Below are 15,248 nucleotides of genomic sequence, written 5' to 3' on the forward strand. Positions count from 1 at the left end.
ATATGTCAATATAACTTACCCATAATGAAAGAACTTTTATATTTAAAGGATACTCAGTTAAAGCAGCTGATTGAAAAGTTATTTACAAGTTACCGTGAATCTTTTTCAGATGCCAAGAAAACATTGGATAAATACTCTATAGGTATAGCTCACCACAAAGTTTTACATCTTTTATCAATGTATAAAGGGATTACAATTTCTGATCTATTAAAGAAGTTAAAGGTTACCAAGCAGAGTTTAAATAGAGTTTTAAAAGATTTAATTAAACTTGATGCGGTTTTTTTTGAAAAAGACCAACAAGACACAAGAGTAAAACACATTTTTTTAAATGAAAAAGGAGAAAAAATTTTTGACGAAATATTTTCGATACAAAAAAAAAGAATTTATAATGCTCTTTTAAATTCAAGTTCAGATCAAGTCTTAAACTTTGACAATGTTTTAAGGAAAATAATTAATGAATGATTTTGTAGCCCATATTTTAGTTGTAGATGATGATGAGGGAATTAGATCCCTAATTAAACAATATTTAAATGAAAATAATTTTCTGGTTACTACATCAAATAGTGCAGAAAATGCAGAAGAAAAAATTTCAATAATTAAATTTGATTTAATCGTTTTGGATATAATGATGACAGGCAAAAGTGGGTTGGATTTTATCAAACAAAATAAATCTAAAATTGATACCCCTATAATTTTATTAACGGCTAAAGGAGAAGCTGAAAATAGGGTTGAAGGTTTAGAGATAGGTGCTGATGATTATTTACCAAAACCTTTTGAGCCAAAAGAACTTATTTTAAGAATAAAAAATATTTTAAATAAAACAAAAAGAAATGATGAAAAAAGAATTATAACCTTTGATAATATTAAAATTGATCTTAACAAACTTTTAATCATAAAAAATGATATTGAATATAAAATAAATAGTACTGAAAAAATTATATTAGAAAAAATGATTAACAATCCTGGCAAAACCTTTTCAAGAGAGGATATTGGCAAACTAACTGATCTTGATAAAGAAAGGTCAATAGATGTGATAATTACAAGACTTAGAAAAAAAATTGAAATGGACCCAAAAAATCCAAAATACTTACAAACTTTAAGAGGTGCTGGCTATGTTTTATGGATTGAATAATTTTGTAAAAAATTTACTACCAAAAAGATTATTTTATAGAGCTTTATTAATCGTAGCAGTTCCAATAATTGTTCTTCAAGTAGTCATATCGATTGTTTTTTTTGATAGTCTTTGGATTAAAACAAATAAAGGTATGACAAGAGCATTAATCGGTGAGATGAAAACATTCATAACAGCTTACGATAATGGAAAATATAATAATAACGACCTTTCAGGCTTATTCTCAATTTATTTAGATCTTAATGTTCAGTTTAAAAAAGATGATTTATTTGAAAAAGCTCAAAAAGAAAGATGGTTTAGTCCAATAGATAGAACACTTAGAAGAGAACTGAAATCTAATATGGGCACTCAAAATTTCTGGTTCGATACAACAAGTTATAAAGAGCTTATTCATATAAATATTAAACATAACGAGGGTTACTTTGAATTTTTTATTCCAAAAGACAGGGTTGCAAGCTCATCTGCTAGAATATTTGCGTTATGGATCACTATACCAGCTCTACTAATGATAACCATAGCTATACTATTTCTAAAAAATCAAACTAGACCAATTATAAACCTGGCTAAAGCTGCAGAAAGATTTGGTAAAGGAGAAAACATTGATGAGTACAGGCCATCAGGTGCCTTAGAGATCAGACAAGCAGGTTTGGAATTTGATAAAATGAGAAAAAGAATAATGAGACACCTCAATCAAAGATCTGAAATGTTATCTGGCATAAGCCATGATTTAAGAACACCCTTAACAAGACTAAAACTTCAGCTATCTTTTATGAAAGATAAAGATTTATCAAAAAAAATGTCTTTAGATATAGATGAAATGGAAAAAATGCTTAATGAATATCTGCAGTTTACAAGTTCATCATATTTAGAAAAAGATGAAACCTTTGATATTTCAGAATTAATCGAAACTACAATAAAAAATTATAATAATGATAAAATAACCAAAAAAATAATTCCAAGAGTTTACATGAATGGAAGAAAGAATTTAATACAAAGATCTTTAAATAATTTAATTGATAATTCAATTAAATATGCTGAAAATATAAATTTTCATTTATCAAAAAAAGACAGCAACATAATAATTACTATTGATGATGATGGAGTCGGTATTCCTAAAGAAGAGTTCGAGAATGTTTTCAAACCATTTTATAAAGTAGATAAAAGTAGAGGGGATTCTAAATCTAGTGTTGGTCTTGGATTGTCAATTACATCTGACATAATCAAATCCCATGGAGGAAATATTTTATTAGATAAATCTCCTTTAAACGGCCTTAGAGTTAAGATTTTTTTACCTTTGTAGATTTTTTATTTGGACTTTTTTTTTCAAATTTGTTGATTTTTTTTTCTAAATTTTCAACTCTTTTAATTAATATATCCATTTCTTCTTTGCTAGTTAATTTCATTTTAAAAATGATCTCTTCTCTTTTAGATCTTAAAACATTTATTATTTCAGAACTTAAATCTTTATAAGAAATTAGCCCTTGTTCAAATAGCTTTGTTAATTTATCAATTACAAATTTTGATTTTGTCATATATTCGCTTATAAAATTAATATACTTTATACGTAGTTTTTTAAAAATGTTTATTAATAATTTTGACCCAGTTGCGTTTCAAATATTTTCATTAGAAATCAGATGGTATTCTTTGGCTTATATTGTGGGTATTGCACTTGGTTGGCTGTATTGTAAAAAAAAATTAATAAAAGACTCTCATATTCTTCAGCTATTTGATGACTTTATAACCTATCTCATTATAGGTATGATTTTGGGAGGTCGGCTTGGTTATACTTTATTTTATAATCTAAAATATTATTTAGATAACCCTATAGAAATATTGATGGTTTGGAATGGAGGAATGTCATTTCATGGTGCTTTAATTGGAATTATAATTGCATCAATATTGTTTTCAAAAAAACACAATACAAATTCGTTTATATTTTTAGACTTGGTTGCCCTATCTGCTCCAATTGGAATCTTTTTTGGTAGAATTGCCAATTTTATAAACTCAGAGCTTTATGGAAGAGCTACAGACCTTCCTTGGTCAGTTCAATTTGTTCTAATAGATAATATCAAAAGGCACCCTTCACAATTATATGAGGCTTTTTTTGAGGGAATAATTCTTTTCTTTGTACTTGGGTATTTTTTTAAAAAAGATTATTTAAAAGTACCTGGAAAAATCTCTGCTTTATTCCTGATCTTTTATTCTCTATTTAGATTTTTTATAGAGTTTTTCAGATCTCCAGATCCACAAATCGGTTACTTAGTTTTAAATCTAACATTAGGTCAATTGATAAGTGTTCTTTTTTTTCTGACTGGGGTTTACCTTTTATCTTTAAAAAATGAAAATTAAGAATAATCAGTCGTTTACCCTAGATAAGTTTATAGAGGAGTCTCTTTATAATGAAACATCAGGCTACTACATGAAAAAAAATCCCTTTGGCAAAAAGGGTGATTTCATAACTTCACCCAACATATCTGTATTATTTTCAGAAATGATTGCAATTTGGGTAGTGTCGTTTTGGCAAAATCTAGGTTGCCCTAAAAAATTTAATTTAATCGAATTAGGGGCCGGTAATGGTGAAATGATGAAAGTTTTAGTCAATACCTTTGAAAAATTTCAAATATTTAAAAATTCTTGTCACATTAAGATTTTAGAAAGAAGCAAATTGCTTCGAAAAAAACAAAAAATTAATATCAATAAAAAAAATATTCAATGGTTAAATGATTTAAGCGAATTAGATAATTCGCCATGTATTTTTTTGGCAAACGAATTTTTTGACGCTTTACCTATTAAGCAATTCATAAAGAAAGAAAGAAAATGGTTTGAAAGACATGTCAGATTTTTTAACAATAAATTTGAGTATTTTGATGTTCCTTTTGATATAGAAAAATTTGAAAATAAAATTAAATTTAAAATTACAAATCAGCAGAACTTTATCGAGTATTCACCACAATCAACCGAATACCTAAAAATTATCTTCAATAAGATTAAACGTAATAATGGTGGAATTTTAATAATAGACTATGCGTATACTGATAAAAAAATGAAAAATACCCTGCAAGCTGTATCCAAACATAAATATTGTGATGTACTAAAAGGGTTTGGTAATTCTGATATTACCTACAATTTAAGTTTTAGTTTATTAAATAGAATAGTTAAAGAATTAAGCTCACTTACCTCAATGAATACTACTCAAGGTGAATTTTTAACAAAACTTGGTATTCTTGAAAGAGCAGAAATATTGTCCAAGAAAATGTTATTTAGTGAAAAAGCTGATATTTATTTTAGAATAAAAAGACTTATAGATAAAAATCAAATGGGTGAATTGTTTAAAGTAATGCTAATAACAACAAATAAAAATAAATTTAAATTGGGGTTTTAAACTGATTAAGTCAAAGAAACTCAGTAAATTTAAAAACTTACAGCATGCTTTCTTTAATAGAAAGGGTGGAAAATCTCTAGGTATTTTTAAGAGCTTAAATTGTGGCCCTGGGTCCTCAGACAATAAAAAAAATGTTTTAAAAAATCTTCAAATCGTTCAAAGGAAAATTAAAACTAAGCTTAAAAAAATTATTTTACTAAAGCAAATTCACAGCAATAAATTTCATTTTATAGATAAAAATCTAAAACTTAAAAATTATAATTTTGAAGGAGATGCGCTAGTCACAAATAAAAAGGAATTTCCTATAGCTATATTAACTGCAGATTGTGCTCCAATACTTGTTTATGATGAGAAAGAAAAGATGATTGCTGCAATCCATGCTGGCTGGAAGGGTGCTTTCAAAGGGATAATTAAAAGAACCTTAAATTTTATGATCAAAAAAGGATGTGATCCTAAAAATGTTACTGCAGTTATTGGTCCATGTATTTCAGTAAAAAATTATGAGGTAAAAAAAGATTTTATTAAAAAACTCATTAAAAAGGATGGAAAAAATAAAAAATTTTTTAAAAAAATTCAAAATAAAGATTTCTTTGATTTAAAGAAATACGTCCTTTCTCAATTAAAAGCCTTAAATATAAAGAAAATTGATATAATTAATAAGAATACATTTAATCCTAAAAATAATTTTTTTAGTGCACGAAGATCTATTAGCCGCAATGAGAATGATTATGGTAGAAATATTTCTGTAATTATGATTAATTCATAATATCTCATGAAATTATTAACTGGAAACAGCAATAAACCTCTTAGTAAAAATATTGCAAAATATTTAAAAACTAAGCTTGTAAACTCAAGTATAAAAAAGTTTTCTGATGGAGAAATTTATATAGAAATTAATGAAAATATTAGAGGTAATAGTATCTTTATAATTCAGTCTATTTCATCACCTGCAAACGACAACCTAATGGAATTACTACTTTGCATTGATGCTTTAAAAAGATCTTCAGCAAAAAATATTACTGCCGTCATTCCTTATTTTGGATATGCACGACAAGACAGAAAAGTAGTGCCTAGAACTTCTATTTCTGCAAAACTGGTTTCTAATTTAATTACTAAAGCAGGTGCTGACAGAGTTGTTACTGTAGACCTTCATGCAGGACAAATTCAGGGCTTTTTTGACATTCCTGTAGATAATTTATTTGCTACACCAATTTTTGCAAGACATGCTAAAAAAAATATTAAAAGTAAAAATATTATTTGTGTTGCACCAGACGTTGGTGGAACTGAAAGAGCGAGAGCACTTGGTAAAATTTTAAATGTGGAACTTGCTATTGTGGATAAAAGAAGACCTAAACCAGGACAATCCAAAGTTATGAATGTTATAGGAAATGTTAAAGGGAAAACCTGTATTATAGTTGATGATATAATTGATTCAGGTGGAACTATAGTAAACGCTGCGAAAGCTTTAAAGGATAGAGGTGCTAAAGAGGTTTATGTTTATATTACTCACGGAGTTTTAAGTGGAGAAGCAGTAGATAAAATTAAAAAATCAGTTATTAGAAAATTAGTAATAACGGATACAATTGATAATCACGATAAAATTAAAAATGTTAAAAATATAGAAGTTTTGCCTATTTCAGCACTTATGGGTGAGGCAATTAAAAGGATCTCTAACTCAACATCTGTATCCGATTTATTTAAATAATTATCTTGAGTTATTAAGAAACTTGGGCTAAAAGCCATCTTTTTATGAATTCACTTGATGCAAATACTAGAAATACTAAGTCAAAAGGAGATGTCCGTTCTCTTAGATCGGCTGGAAATATCCCTGGCATAATCTATGGGGGACCAGATCAAAATCAAAAAGTTACTGTATTAAAAAAAACATTAAAATCTTTAATAGATAAAGGAAGTTTCTTATCAAACATAATAACTCTTAATTTAGATGGCAAACCTCAAAATGTTTTACCAAGGGAAATTACTTATAACGTAATATCCGATGAGCCAACTCATATTGATTTTCTAAGAGTTGTACCAGGTGTAAAAATTAGAATAGAAGTGCCTGTAGTATTTATTAACCATGAAACTTCACCAGGCCTAAAAAGAGGTGGAGTACTAAACATTGTGAGAAGAAAAATAGAATTAAAATGTCCAAGTGAGAAAATTCCATCTGCAATAACTATTGACTTAGATGGAGTGGATATTGGGGAAAGTTTCAAAATATCTTCAGTAAAATTAGAAGAAGGTGTTACACCAACTATTATTGGAAGAGATTTTGTAATTGCAACTTTAGCAGCACCTACAGTGATGAAAGAGCCAGAAAAACCAGCTGAAGCTGAAGCAGAAGCAGCAGAAGATGGTAAAGAAGCAGCACCAGCAGCTGAGGGTGATAAAAAAGATGACGGCGAAAAAAAAGCCACTGAAGAAAAAAAATAATCAACTTATCATAGTGAAGACTCCTAGATACGATTTAAAAAAAATATGCTTTTATTTGTAGGCTTAGGAAATCCAACACCCGATAGCGAAAACAACAGACACAATATTGGTTTCAAATTAATTGATGCTCTTAATCAAAAGTTTGGTTTGTCTAAACAAAAACCAAAATTTAAAGGATTATTAACTACAGGTAATATTGAAGATAAAAAGGTTTATGCAATAAAACCATTAACCTTTATGAATAATTCTGGAATTTGTATAAGGGAATTAATTGAATACTTCAAAATTGATGCTGAAGATGTGATTGTCTTCCATGATGACCTTGACCTTGAATTTGGAAAAGTGAAAGCAAAATTTGCAGGATCAAGTGCAGGACATAATGGAATTGAATCTATAGATAAATTTATTGGTAAAGATTATTCAAGAGTTAGAATAGGAATTGGAAGACCCAAAACTAAGGCTGATGTTGCAGATCATGTATTAAAAGATTTTGATGAAGATGAAATGATACAACTAGAAAAAATTACTAAAAATATTATTGATTCAATGGCTATATTAATTGATAAAAAATTAGATTTATTCTCAAGCACTGTAAATAATAAATAATGAGTTTTAAGTGTGGAATTGTTGGCTTACCTAATGTTGGTAAATCTACACTATTTAATGCACTTACAAATTCTAGTAAGGCACAAGCAGCAAACTTCCCTTTTTGTACGATAGAGCCAAATGTTGGTGTGGTTCCTGTGCCAGATGAAAGACTAGACAAATTGGTAGAAATATCAAAATCAAAAAAAAAAATTAATACTACTATTGAGTTTGTGGATATAGCCGGACTAGTAGCGGGCGCCTCTAAAGGTGAAGGCTTAGGAAATAAATTCTTATCTCATATAAGAGAAGTCGATGCAGTCATTCATATGATCAGATGTTTTGACTCTGATGATATTCAAAATGTGAACCCAACTGTTGATCCAATTAGAGATTTGGAAATTATTGAAACAGAAATGATGTTGGCTGACCTTGAGTCAATACAAAAAAGATTAGAAAAAAATAATAAGAAAAATGTAGATGAGGAGCAATTAAAAATATTAGAAATTGCTTCTGACTGCATAAATAATTCCAAAGATATTCAAATACTTTATGAACAATTTGATAAAAAATTAATAAGCCAAAGTGGTTTATTATCTTTAAAGCCTAAAATTTTTGTATGTAATGTTGATGAGGCAAGTGTTCAAAATGGAAATAAATACACTCAAGCATTTATTGATAAATATGGTGAAAAAAATACCTTAATAGTTTCAGCTGATATTGAGAACCAAATAAATCAATTAGAAAATGAAGAAAAAGAGAATTATATGGAGATGATTGGATTAAAAAGAACTGGTTTAAATATGTTAATTCAAAAAGGTTACAATATTTTAGAGCTAGACACTTATTTTACATCTGGGCCTGAAGAAACTAGAGCTTGGACTATCCAAAAAAATTGTACTGCACCAAAAGCAGCTGGTGAAATACACACTGATTTTGAAAAAGGTTTTATAAGAGCTGAAACAATTGCTTATGAAGACTTCATAGCTAATGATGGTTGGGTCAATTCAAAGACAAATGGAAAAATGAGACTTGAAGGAAAAGATTATATTGTCAAAGATGGTGATATATTAAACTTCAGATTCAATACGTGACCAAATTTTCTTCATACTAAAGTAAACTAGAATAGTTAAAATAATTAAATACAAGATAGCCTTAAAGCCCATCTTGTGTCTGCTTTCTAAATGAGGTTCAGCTGCCCACATTAAAAATGTTGTAACATCTTTTGCCATTTGCTCTTTAGATGCTGTAGTTCCATCACTATATTCTACCAAACCATCTGATAATGGTTCTGCCATCTTAATATTATTTCCATACATAAACTTGTTATAGTAAACACCATCATCAAGCGTTACACCACTCGGTGGATCTTCGTAACCAAGTAGCAATGAGTAAATATAATCAACCCCACCAGTTCTAGCTTTTGCTAGCACAGACATATCAGGAGGATAAGCTCCTCCATTTGCTGCTTGAGCTGCTTTAACATTTTCATAAGGCATGACAAATTTATCAGATAACTTAGCAGGTCTTACAAACATTTCTCCATCATTATTGGGTCCATCTGTAATTTCAAAACTTGCAGCTATTGCTTTAGCCTGCTCTTCAGTAAACTCTGGTCCACCTGGCTCAAATAAGTTTCTATAACTTACATATTTCATTGAATGGCACGACGCACAAACCTCAGTATAAACTTGATATCCTCTTTGAAGTGAACCTCTGTCAAATTTTCCAAATAATCCCTTAAAACTCCAATCTGTTTTTAAAAGATCTACTTTTTCTGCAGCATTAACTGTAAGAGTTCCTACTAATAAAAAAATAATTGAATAACTAATTTTTAAAATATTTTTCACTTAATTAATCTAAACTTTCTTTTTTTTTAACAGCTGATGCCATTGGCATCCCTCCAAGTACTGGCTCTGTAATACTTAAGGGTAAAGGTATGGTTTTTTCTTTAAATCCTAATACCGGTAAGATTATTAAAAAGTGAATAAAGTAGTAAGCTGTGGCAACCCTGGCAATCAATAAGTAAAGCCCCTCAGCTGGCATCGCACCTACGTAACCTAGAACTAATACATCCACTACTAGTATCCAATAAAATTGTTTGTAAAGAGGTCTAAATACTGCTGATCTAATTTTTGAAGTATCTAACCAAGGCAGTGCAGCTAAAATTAAAATTGCTGATAACATTGCAACTACTCCCATTAATTTATCAGGAACTGATCTTAGGATTGCATAAAATGGTAATAGATACCACTCAGGAACGATATGGGCTGGTGTTACCATTGGGTTTGCTTCTATATAATTATCTGCATGCCCTAAAATATTTGGTGAATAAAAAACAAAAAATGCAAATACAATCATAAACATTAATAATGCAAAGCCATCCTTGATCACAATATATGGATGGAATGGTACTGTATCCTTAGAAGGTTTTTTAACATCAATCCCCACTGGGTTATTGTTTCCAGGAACATGAAGCGCCCAAATATGAAGAACGACTAAGCCCAAGATTAAAAATGGTATTAAGTAATGTAATGTGAAAAACCTTGTTAAAGTTGGGTTATCTACAGAATAACCTCCCCACAACCAATTAACTATTCCCTCACCCACTAAAGGTATGGCGCTAAAAAGATTTGTAATAACTGTTGCTCCCCAAAAACTCATCTGACCCCATGGTAAAACATATCCCATAAATGCTGCTGCCATCATTAAAAGGTAAATTATTATTCCAATAATCCAAATAATTTCTCTTGGAGATTTATATGATCCATAAAACAAAGATCTAAATATGTGAATATAAACTGCTAAGAAAAACATTGAAGCACCGTTTGCATGAATATATCTTATTAACCAACCATAGTTAACGTCCCGCATGATATGTTCAACACTTTCAAAAGCCATGTCAGCATGAGCAATGTAGTGCATAGCCAAAGTTAAACCGGTAACGATTTGTGTAATTAAACAAAAAGTTAAAATTCCACCAAATGTCCACCAATAATTTAAATTCTTAGGTGTTGGATAATCAGTTAAATGACTAGCGAGTGATAAAAGTGGAAGCCTATCATTAAACCATTTTCCAAATTTTGAACTAGGAACGTACTCGTGATCACTCATAATTATTTATTATCCAATTTTAATAGTGTTGCTGTTAACAAATTCATATTTTGGAACTTCCATGTTTGTTGGGGCAGGACCTTTTCTAATTCTTCCAGAGATATCATAATGTGAACCATGACAAGGACAAAACCAACCATTGTAGTCTCCTTTATCATTTAAAGGGACGCATCCTAAATGCGTACAGACACCTAACATAACTAACCATTCTGGATCTTTTGCTCTGTCCTCATCTTTTTGAGGGTCTTTTAAATCTTCCATTTTAACAGCTCTTGCTTCAGCTACTTCCTCGGGTGTTCTTCTTTTAATAAAAACTGGTTTTCCTCTCCAGAGTACAGTGATTGTTTTTCCAGGTTGAACTGAACTTACATCAACTTCTGTGCTAGCTAATGCTTTAACAGATGCATCTGGGTTCATTTGATCAACAAGTGGCCAAACAACAGCTCCTACCCCAACAGCACCTACCGCATATGAGGCTGTAAATAAAAATTCTCTTCTTTCAGGTTTTTTTTCAGACATCTTTAATTTTTTGTATATTGTTATCTAATATATGATTTCATATAAGAAAAAAGTTTTTTTTCCACTGAAACAATGACACATAAAACATGAATTTGAGACCTAAAATAGCCTTATATGAACCTGATATTCCTCAAAATACAGCTGCTATTATCAGAACATGTGCATGTCTAGGGGCTGATTTAGAAATAATTGAACCATGTGGTTTTTTATTCAGCGATAAAAGATTTAAAAGAGTTGTGATGGATTATATGGATGAAAAAATGATAAGATTTTATCAAAGTTCAGATGAATTTTTTAAATCAAAAAAGAATGAGAGAGTAATATTATTAACAACTAAATCAGCAGATTCTTATACTGACTTCAAATTTGAGAGTAATGATACACTTTTATTTGGAAGAGAAAGTGCTGGCGTACCAGACCATGTTCATAATTTAATTAAGTATAGGTTAAAAATACCCATGATGGACAATAAAAGATCTTTAAATATAGCCTCTTCAGTTGCTATAATTCTTTCAGAAAATTTAAGGCAAACTAACTTTAATAAATAATGGACAAAGAAATTAAAAAAAAACTTGCTTCTAATTGGTTTAAGTTGCTGCAAAACACAATTTGTAATGACATTGAAAAACTAGAAGGTAAGAAATCTAAGTTTAAATCTAAAACTTGGAATAGAAGTGAAATTAAGGATGAAGGTGGTGGAGAGTTTAGAATTTTAAAAAATGGTAAGATTTTTGAAAAAGTTGGTGTAAATTTTTCAGAAGTGCATGGAAAGTTTTCAAAAAAAATGAGTAAAAAAATCCCAGGTGCCTCTAAAAATCCAAATTTTTGGGCATCAGGAATTTCTATTGTAATGCATATGAAAAATCCTCATGTTCCAGCAATTCATTTTAACACTAGATTTATCTACACAACACATGGATGGTTTGGTGGTGGTATGGACGTAACCCCTTGCATCCAAGATCTTAAAGAAAAAAGCTTCCTTCATACTGAATTAAAAAAAATGTGTGATCGACATGATAAAAAATTTTATAAAAAATATAAAAAGTGGTGTGATGAATATTTTTATTTACCCCATAGAAAAGAAACAAGGGGAATTGGTGGTATTTTTTTTGATTACAAAAAAAAAGATTGGGAGAAAGACTTTAAATTTGTAACAGATCTTGGAGTTACCTTTCAAATGTTATTTAACTCGATAATACAATTGAAACACAAAAAGAAATGGACTGTAAAACAAAAGGAGATACAATATATTAAAAGAGGTAGATATGCTGAGTTTAACTTACTATATGATAGAGGAACAAAATTTGGCCTACAAACAGGTGGTAATGTTGAGGCAATATTAATGTCTTTACCTCCAATAGCAAAATGGAATTAAAATGGATAAAGAACCAATAACAGCAGATGGTCTTGAAAGTTTAAAGGAAGAGTTAATTTTTTTAAAAGAAAAAAAAAGACCTCAAATAGTTGCTGCGATATCTGAAGCAAGATCTCATGGAGATCTGAAAGAGAATGCTGAATATCATGCTGCAAAAGAAGAACAATCTCATAACGAAGGAAGGATTACAGAAATAAATGATATTATTGCAAGAGCAAATGTTATTGATGTAACCAAAATGAGTAATGATGGCAAAGTCATCTTTGGCTCAACTGTAGATTTAGAAAATTTGGATACTGGAGAAAAAATTACCTATAAAATAGTTGGAAAAGACGAGGCTGACCTTCAAAAAAAACTGATATTTTTTCAATCACCTATAGGTAGAGGTTTAATTGGAAAAAACAAAAATGATTTAGTTGAAATTAAAACTCCCGCAGGTGTAAAAAACTTTGAAATTAAAGATGTAAAGTACGTTTAATTACTTACTATTTTTTGAAGTTCTTTATCTGAAATTTTAAAATCATTACTAGTCCAGACTTCTTCTATTGCTTTTAACTTCTGTCCCAGCTCCTTTCCCTCAGGAATTTTATATTTTTCCATCAAAGTACTAGCTTTAAATGGCATAACAGGCATTTCTTTTTTTTTAAAAATTTCAATCATTTTAATTAACTTATTGTCTACTTTTTTGGATTTAAAAATTTTAAAATAAAGAACATCTAATAATGCCTCCCTGCCATTAAAATAAAAAATTTTATTTAGATTTTTTTCTGAAAAGGTTTGGTTCGTATTTTTTTCTAAATTAAACTTATTTAAAAATATAAGTCTTTTTTGATCTTTTTTGGATAAATTAAATTTATAAATAAAGTAATCTACATTATCAGTTCCATCAATAATCATTAAAGATAATAAGAAAATAAAGTCCATTTCAAGAAAGTTTTTTTTTGCAAAACTATTCATTTTATTGAATAGAGAAATATTTTTTATTTGTGGAAAAATAAGATTTATAATCTCTAAACAATCCTTATCCTTAGTTAACTTTAGAAAACCATTTGATTTTAATAATTTTTGAAATTCATCTATTAATCTTTCTGAGGAAATACTTGAAACACCGCTTATGTTTTTTTTAATTGCTTTAATGACTTGTGGGTCATGACTATGCTTAGAATAACTAAGAAAAAATCTGACATATCTTAATACCCTCAAATAATCTTCTTTAATTCTGGTTTCTACATTTCCAATAAAATTAATTTTTCCACTTTCTAAATCTTTTTTTCCATCAAATGGGTCAAATAAACTTCCTTCAATATCCGCGTAAATAGAATTGATAGTAAAATCTCTTCTAGAAGCATCTTCTTTCCAGCTATCAGAGAACTCTACTTTTGCATGTCGTCCATCTGTATCAATGTCTTTTCTCAATGATGTAATCTCAAACTTTATATCATTAATTAACGCTGTAATTGTTCCATGTTCTATTCCACTCTCGTAATATTTTATGTCCTTTTTAGTAAGAGCCTCACACACCTCTTTTGGATTTAAATTAACTGCTAAATCTATGTCGTCATATGCTTCTTTATTAATAATCTTTCTTACACATCCACCTACATACCGGATTTCACTATTGCTAGAGTATGAATGAATTGCTTCAAATATTTTTGAAACTTCTGTTTCCTTTTTAATATTTTTGAAGCCTAAATTTATGTGATTAAGGTTTTGAGATCTAAAAAAAATTTTATCTAATAAATTATTCATATATGGCTGGCCCACAAGGATTCGAACCTCGGATCTCTGTACCAAAAACAGATGTGATACCACTTCACCATGGGCCAATATTAGTTGCATATATCACAAAAAAAAAAAATTATATAGTTTTTGATTCAATACACCAGTGGTTATTAAATTTTCGTTTATATTGGCTGCATGCTTTTTTGCAGGCCTTTTTGGAATGAAAATAAGCCACTATTGAGGATCCTGATCCGGACATTCTAACAAATAGGGTGTTAGGTAAACCATTGAGGTAGGATTTAATTCTTTTAAGTTCTGGATATTTATTTAAGGCAACCTTTTCAAGATCATTGTCTAAATTTTTTAAATATTTTGCTTCAAATAGTTTCTGTTTAGGAGGGTTAAATTGAGGTTTAGAGAATGAATTAACTTTAGAATAAATATATTTTGTAGAACATCCAAAGTTAGGTTTCGTAACTAATATATGAAATTTAATTTTATTTTTGAATTTTTTAATATCTCCATTAGATAAAAGAATAGCAAGTGATCGCTTTATACCTAAAATCACATCTGATCCTATTTCATTACTTATTTTTTTTGAGTCATTTTTTTTTATTTTAATTAATTTTTTTTCAATAAAAAAATTTAATAGACTGGCAGCATTCATAGACCCACCTCCCATTCCAGCCTTTTGAGGTATATTTTTTATAACTTTAATTTCAAATTTTTTATTATTCAAAAGTTTTTTGTTATCTAAAATTTTTAACAATTTTGAAATAGTATTAATTTTAGTGATGTTTTTAGAAAATCTTCCAATAAAATTGATTTTATGCTGTTTTGTATTGCTTTCTGTTATTGTAATTGAATCATGTAAATCGATAAAAGAAATTAAACTTTCGATATTATGAAGCTTTGATTTCTTTCCTGTAACGTTTAGAGCTAAATTTATCTTTGCATAAGACTTTATCTTAAAACTATTCATA

Annotated in this window: 19 protein-coding genes and 1 tRNA gene; 13 read left to right on the forward strand and 7 right to left on the reverse strand. The window is 29.0% G+C overall.

Going from position 1 to position 15,248, the window contains the following annotated elements; genetic code table 11:
• Positions 1-24 precede the first annotated feature (24 nt).
• Genes AC5SLY_RS05280 through AC5SLY_RS05290 form a run of 3 tightly spaced genes read left to right on the forward strand, consistent with a single transcriptional unit; the run spans position 25 to position 2,432 of the window.
• Positions 25-462: a MarR family winged helix-turn-helix transcriptional regulator gene (locus AC5SLY_RS05280; protein WP_494598673.1), complete on the forward strand. Its 438-nt coding sequence runs from the start codon at positions 25-27 to the stop codon at positions 460-462.
• Positions 455-1,132 (forward strand): response regulator, encoded by a 678-nt coding sequence (locus AC5SLY_RS05285; RefSeq protein ID WP_006997820.1) that lies wholly within the window; start codon positions 455-457, stop codon positions 1,130-1,132. Before AC5SLY_RS05280 ends, AC5SLY_RS05285 begins: the two co-directional genes overlap by 8 nt.
• On the forward strand, positions 1,113-2,432 hold the full coding sequence (locus AC5SLY_RS05290; protein ID WP_494574837.1) for an ATP-binding protein: 1,320 nt from the start codon (positions 1,113-1,115) through the stop codon (positions 2,430-2,432). Before AC5SLY_RS05285 ends, AC5SLY_RS05290 begins: the two co-directional genes overlap by 20 nt.
• Here AC5SLY_RS05290 and AC5SLY_RS05295 read toward each other — a convergent pair.
• Complete coding sequence (locus AC5SLY_RS05295) at positions 2,410-2,664, reverse strand: hypothetical protein (protein ID WP_006997818.1); 255 nt, start codon at positions 2,662-2,664, stop codon at positions 2,410-2,412. The two genes, AC5SLY_RS05290 and AC5SLY_RS05295, sit on opposite strands and share 23 nt — an antisense overlap.
• A 46-nt stretch (positions 2,665-2,710) precedes the next feature.
• On the opposite strand from AC5SLY_RS05295, the gene lgt reads away from it, so the two are divergent.
• The 7 genes from lgt to ychF are packed head-to-tail and all read left to right on the forward strand — an operon-like array spanning position 2,711 to position 8,629.
• Positions 2,711-3,481 (forward strand): prolipoprotein diacylglyceryl transferase, encoded by a 771-nt coding sequence (gene lgt, locus AC5SLY_RS05300; RefSeq protein ID WP_006997817.1) that lies wholly within the window; start codon positions 2,711-2,713, stop codon positions 3,479-3,481.
• On the forward strand, positions 3,471-4,514 hold the full coding sequence (locus AC5SLY_RS05305; protein ID WP_494573935.1) for an SAM-dependent methyltransferase: 1,044 nt from the start codon (positions 3,471-3,473) through the stop codon (positions 4,512-4,514). Before lgt ends, AC5SLY_RS05305 begins: the two co-directional genes overlap by 11 nt.
• Positions 4,515-4,518: 4 nt before the next feature.
• A complete protein-coding gene (gene pgeF, locus AC5SLY_RS05310) occupies positions 4,519-5,280 on the forward strand; it encodes a peptidoglycan editing factor PgeF (protein ID WP_267878655.1) in 762 nt (253 codons plus the stop codon).
• Between the two features lie 6 nt (positions 5,281-5,286).
• Positions 5,287-6,219 carry a ribose-phosphate pyrophosphokinase gene (locus AC5SLY_RS05315; RefSeq protein WP_006997814.1) on the forward strand — a complete coding sequence of 311 codons (933 nt, stop codon included), beginning with the start codon at positions 5,287-5,289 and terminating at the stop codon, positions 6,217-6,219.
• A 44-nt stretch (positions 6,220-6,263) separates the two neighbouring features.
• A complete protein-coding gene (locus AC5SLY_RS05320; protein ID WP_011281467.1) occupies positions 6,264-6,950 on the forward strand; it encodes a 50S ribosomal protein L25/general stress protein Ctc in 687 nt (228 codons plus the stop codon).
• A gap of 45 nt (positions 6,951-6,995) precedes the next feature.
• Positions 6,996-7,556 carry an aminoacyl-tRNA hydrolase gene (pth, locus tag AC5SLY_RS05325; protein ID WP_271486918.1) on the forward strand — a complete coding sequence of 187 codons (561 nt, stop codon included), beginning with the start codon at positions 6,996-6,998 and terminating at the stop codon, positions 7,554-7,556.
• Entirely contained in the window at positions 7,556-8,629 is a 1,074-nt protein-coding gene (ychF, locus tag AC5SLY_RS05330; RefSeq protein ID WP_006997811.1) for a redox-regulated ATPase YchF, read from the forward strand. Before pth ends, ychF begins: the two co-directional genes overlap by 1 nt.
• Here ychF and AC5SLY_RS05335 read toward each other — a convergent pair.
• From AC5SLY_RS05335 to petA, 3 genes are read right to left on the reverse strand one after another with little or no spacing between them, the layout of a single operon-like run.
• Positions 8,606-9,385 carry a cytochrome c1 gene (locus tag AC5SLY_RS05335; protein WP_006997810.1) on the reverse strand — a complete coding sequence of 260 codons (780 nt, stop codon included), beginning with the start codon at positions 9,383-9,385 and terminating at the stop codon, positions 8,606-8,608. The genes ychF and AC5SLY_RS05335 overlap by 24 nt on opposite strands.
• A gap of 4 nt (positions 9,386-9,389) precedes the next feature.
• Complete coding sequence (locus AC5SLY_RS05340; protein ID WP_006997809.1) at positions 9,390-10,649, reverse strand: cytochrome b; 1,260 nt, start codon at positions 10,647-10,649, stop codon at positions 9,390-9,392.
• Positions 10,650-10,658: 9 nt separating this feature from the next.
• Positions 10,659-11,168, reverse strand: coding sequence for a ubiquinol-cytochrome c reductase iron-sulfur subunit (petA, locus tag AC5SLY_RS05345; RefSeq protein ID WP_011281471.1), 510 nt, complete (start codon positions 11,166-11,168; stop codon positions 10,659-10,661).
• A gap of 86 nt (positions 11,169-11,254) precedes the next feature.
• On the opposite strand from petA, the gene AC5SLY_RS05350 reads away from it, so the two are divergent.
• The 3 genes from AC5SLY_RS05350 to greA are packed head-to-tail and all read left to right on the forward strand — an operon-like array spanning position 11,255 to position 13,021.
• Complete coding sequence (locus AC5SLY_RS05350; protein ID WP_006997807.1) at positions 11,255-11,716, forward strand: tRNA (cytidine(34)-2'-O)-methyltransferase; 462 nt, start codon at positions 11,255-11,257, stop codon at positions 11,714-11,716.
• The gene (gene hemF, locus AC5SLY_RS05355) at positions 11,716-12,543 is read left to right on the forward strand and encodes an oxygen-dependent coproporphyrinogen oxidase (protein ID WP_006997806.1); all 828 of its coding nucleotides are present in this window, start codon (positions 11,716-11,718) and stop codon (positions 12,541-12,543) included. The genes AC5SLY_RS05350 and hemF overlap by 1 nt, the downstream gene beginning before the upstream one ends.
• Position 12,544: 1 nt before the next feature.
• Positions 12,545-13,021 carry a transcription elongation factor GreA gene (gene greA, locus AC5SLY_RS05360; protein WP_006997805.1) on the forward strand — a complete coding sequence of 159 codons (477 nt, stop codon included), beginning with the start codon at positions 12,545-12,547 and terminating at the stop codon, positions 13,019-13,021.
• Here the strand turns inward: greA and AC5SLY_RS05365 are convergent.
• The 3 genes from AC5SLY_RS05365 to AC5SLY_RS05375 all read right to left on the reverse strand — a co-directional run bounded on the left by AC5SLY_RS05365 (position 13,018) and on the right by AC5SLY_RS05375 (position 15,247).
• Entirely contained in the window at positions 13,018-14,292 is a 1,275-nt protein-coding gene (locus AC5SLY_RS05365) for a CCA tRNA nucleotidyltransferase (RefSeq protein ID WP_494598674.1), read from the reverse strand. The genes greA and AC5SLY_RS05365 overlap by 4 nt on opposite strands.
• A 3-nt stretch (positions 14,293-14,295) precedes the next feature.
• Positions 14,296-14,369 (reverse strand) — tRNA-Gln (locus AC5SLY_RS05370).
• 32 nt (positions 14,370-14,401) lie between these two features.
• On the reverse strand, positions 14,402-15,247 hold the full coding sequence (locus tag AC5SLY_RS05375; RefSeq protein WP_494598675.1) for a 4-(cytidine 5'-diphospho)-2-C-methyl-D-erythritol kinase: 846 nt from the start codon (positions 15,245-15,247) through the stop codon (positions 14,402-14,404).
• Position 15,248: the final 1 nt, after the last annotated feature.

This window comes from Candidatus Pelagibacter sp. PS_23 (genome assembly GCF_059417905.1).

Bases quoted from the DNA above. Each gene is read 5' to 3' on its own strand.
- AC5SLY_RS05280 (WP_494598673.1), top strand. From the start codon at position 25: ATGAAAGAACTTTTATATTTAAAGGATACTCAGTTAAAGCAGCTGATT.
- AC5SLY_RS05285 (WP_006997820.1), top strand. From the start codon at position 455: ATGAATGATTTTGTAGCCCATATTTTAGTTGTAGATGATGATGAGGGA.
- AC5SLY_RS05290 (WP_494574837.1), top strand. From the start codon at position 1,113: ATGTTTTATGGATTGAATAATTTTGTAAAAAATTTACTACCAAAAAGA.
- AC5SLY_RS05295 (WP_006997818.1), bottom strand. From the start codon at position 2,664: ATGACAAAATCAAAATTTGTAATTGATAAATTAACAAAGCTATTTGAA.
- lgt (WP_006997817.1), top strand. From the start codon at position 2,711: ATGTTTATTAATAATTTTGACCCAGTTGCGTTTCAAATATTTTCATTA.
- AC5SLY_RS05305 (WP_494573935.1), top strand. From the start codon at position 3,471: ATGAAAATTAAGAATAATCAGTCGTTTACCCTAGATAAGTTTATAGAG.
- AC5SLY_RS05315 (WP_006997814.1), top strand. From the start codon at position 5,287: ATGAAATTATTAACTGGAAACAGCAATAAACCTCTTAGTAAAAATATT.
- AC5SLY_RS05320 (WP_011281467.1), top strand. From the start codon at position 6,264: ATGAATTCACTTGATGCAAATACTAGAAATACTAAGTCAAAAGGAGAT.
- pth (WP_271486918.1), top strand. From the start codon at position 6,996: ATGCTTTTATTTGTAGGCTTAGGAAATCCAACACCCGATAGCGAAAAC.
- ychF (WP_006997811.1), top strand. From the start codon at position 7,556: ATGAGTTTTAAGTGTGGAATTGTTGGCTTACCTAATGTTGGTAAATCT.
- AC5SLY_RS05340 (WP_006997809.1), bottom strand. From the start codon at position 10,649: ATGAGTGATCACGAGTACGTTCCTAGTTCAAAATTTGGAAAATGGTTT.
- petA (WP_011281471.1), bottom strand. From the start codon at position 11,168: ATGTCTGAAAAAAAACCTGAAAGAAGAGAATTTTTATTTACAGCCTCA.
- AC5SLY_RS05350 (WP_006997807.1), top strand. From the start codon at position 11,255: ATGAATTTGAGACCTAAAATAGCCTTATATGAACCTGATATTCCTCAA.
- hemF (WP_006997806.1), top strand. From the start codon at position 11,716: ATGGACAAAGAAATTAAAAAAAAACTTGCTTCTAATTGGTTTAAGTTG.
- greA (WP_006997805.1), top strand. From the start codon at position 12,545: ATGGATAAAGAACCAATAACAGCAGATGGTCTTGAAAGTTTAAAGGAA.
- AC5SLY_RS05365 (WP_494598674.1), bottom strand. From the start codon at position 14,292: ATGAATAATTTATTAGATAAAATTTTTTTTAGATCTCAAAACCTTAAT.
- AC5SLY_RS05375 (WP_494598675.1), bottom strand. From the start codon at position 15,247: ATGAATAGTTTTAAGATAAAGTCTTATGCAAAGATAAATTTAGCTCTA.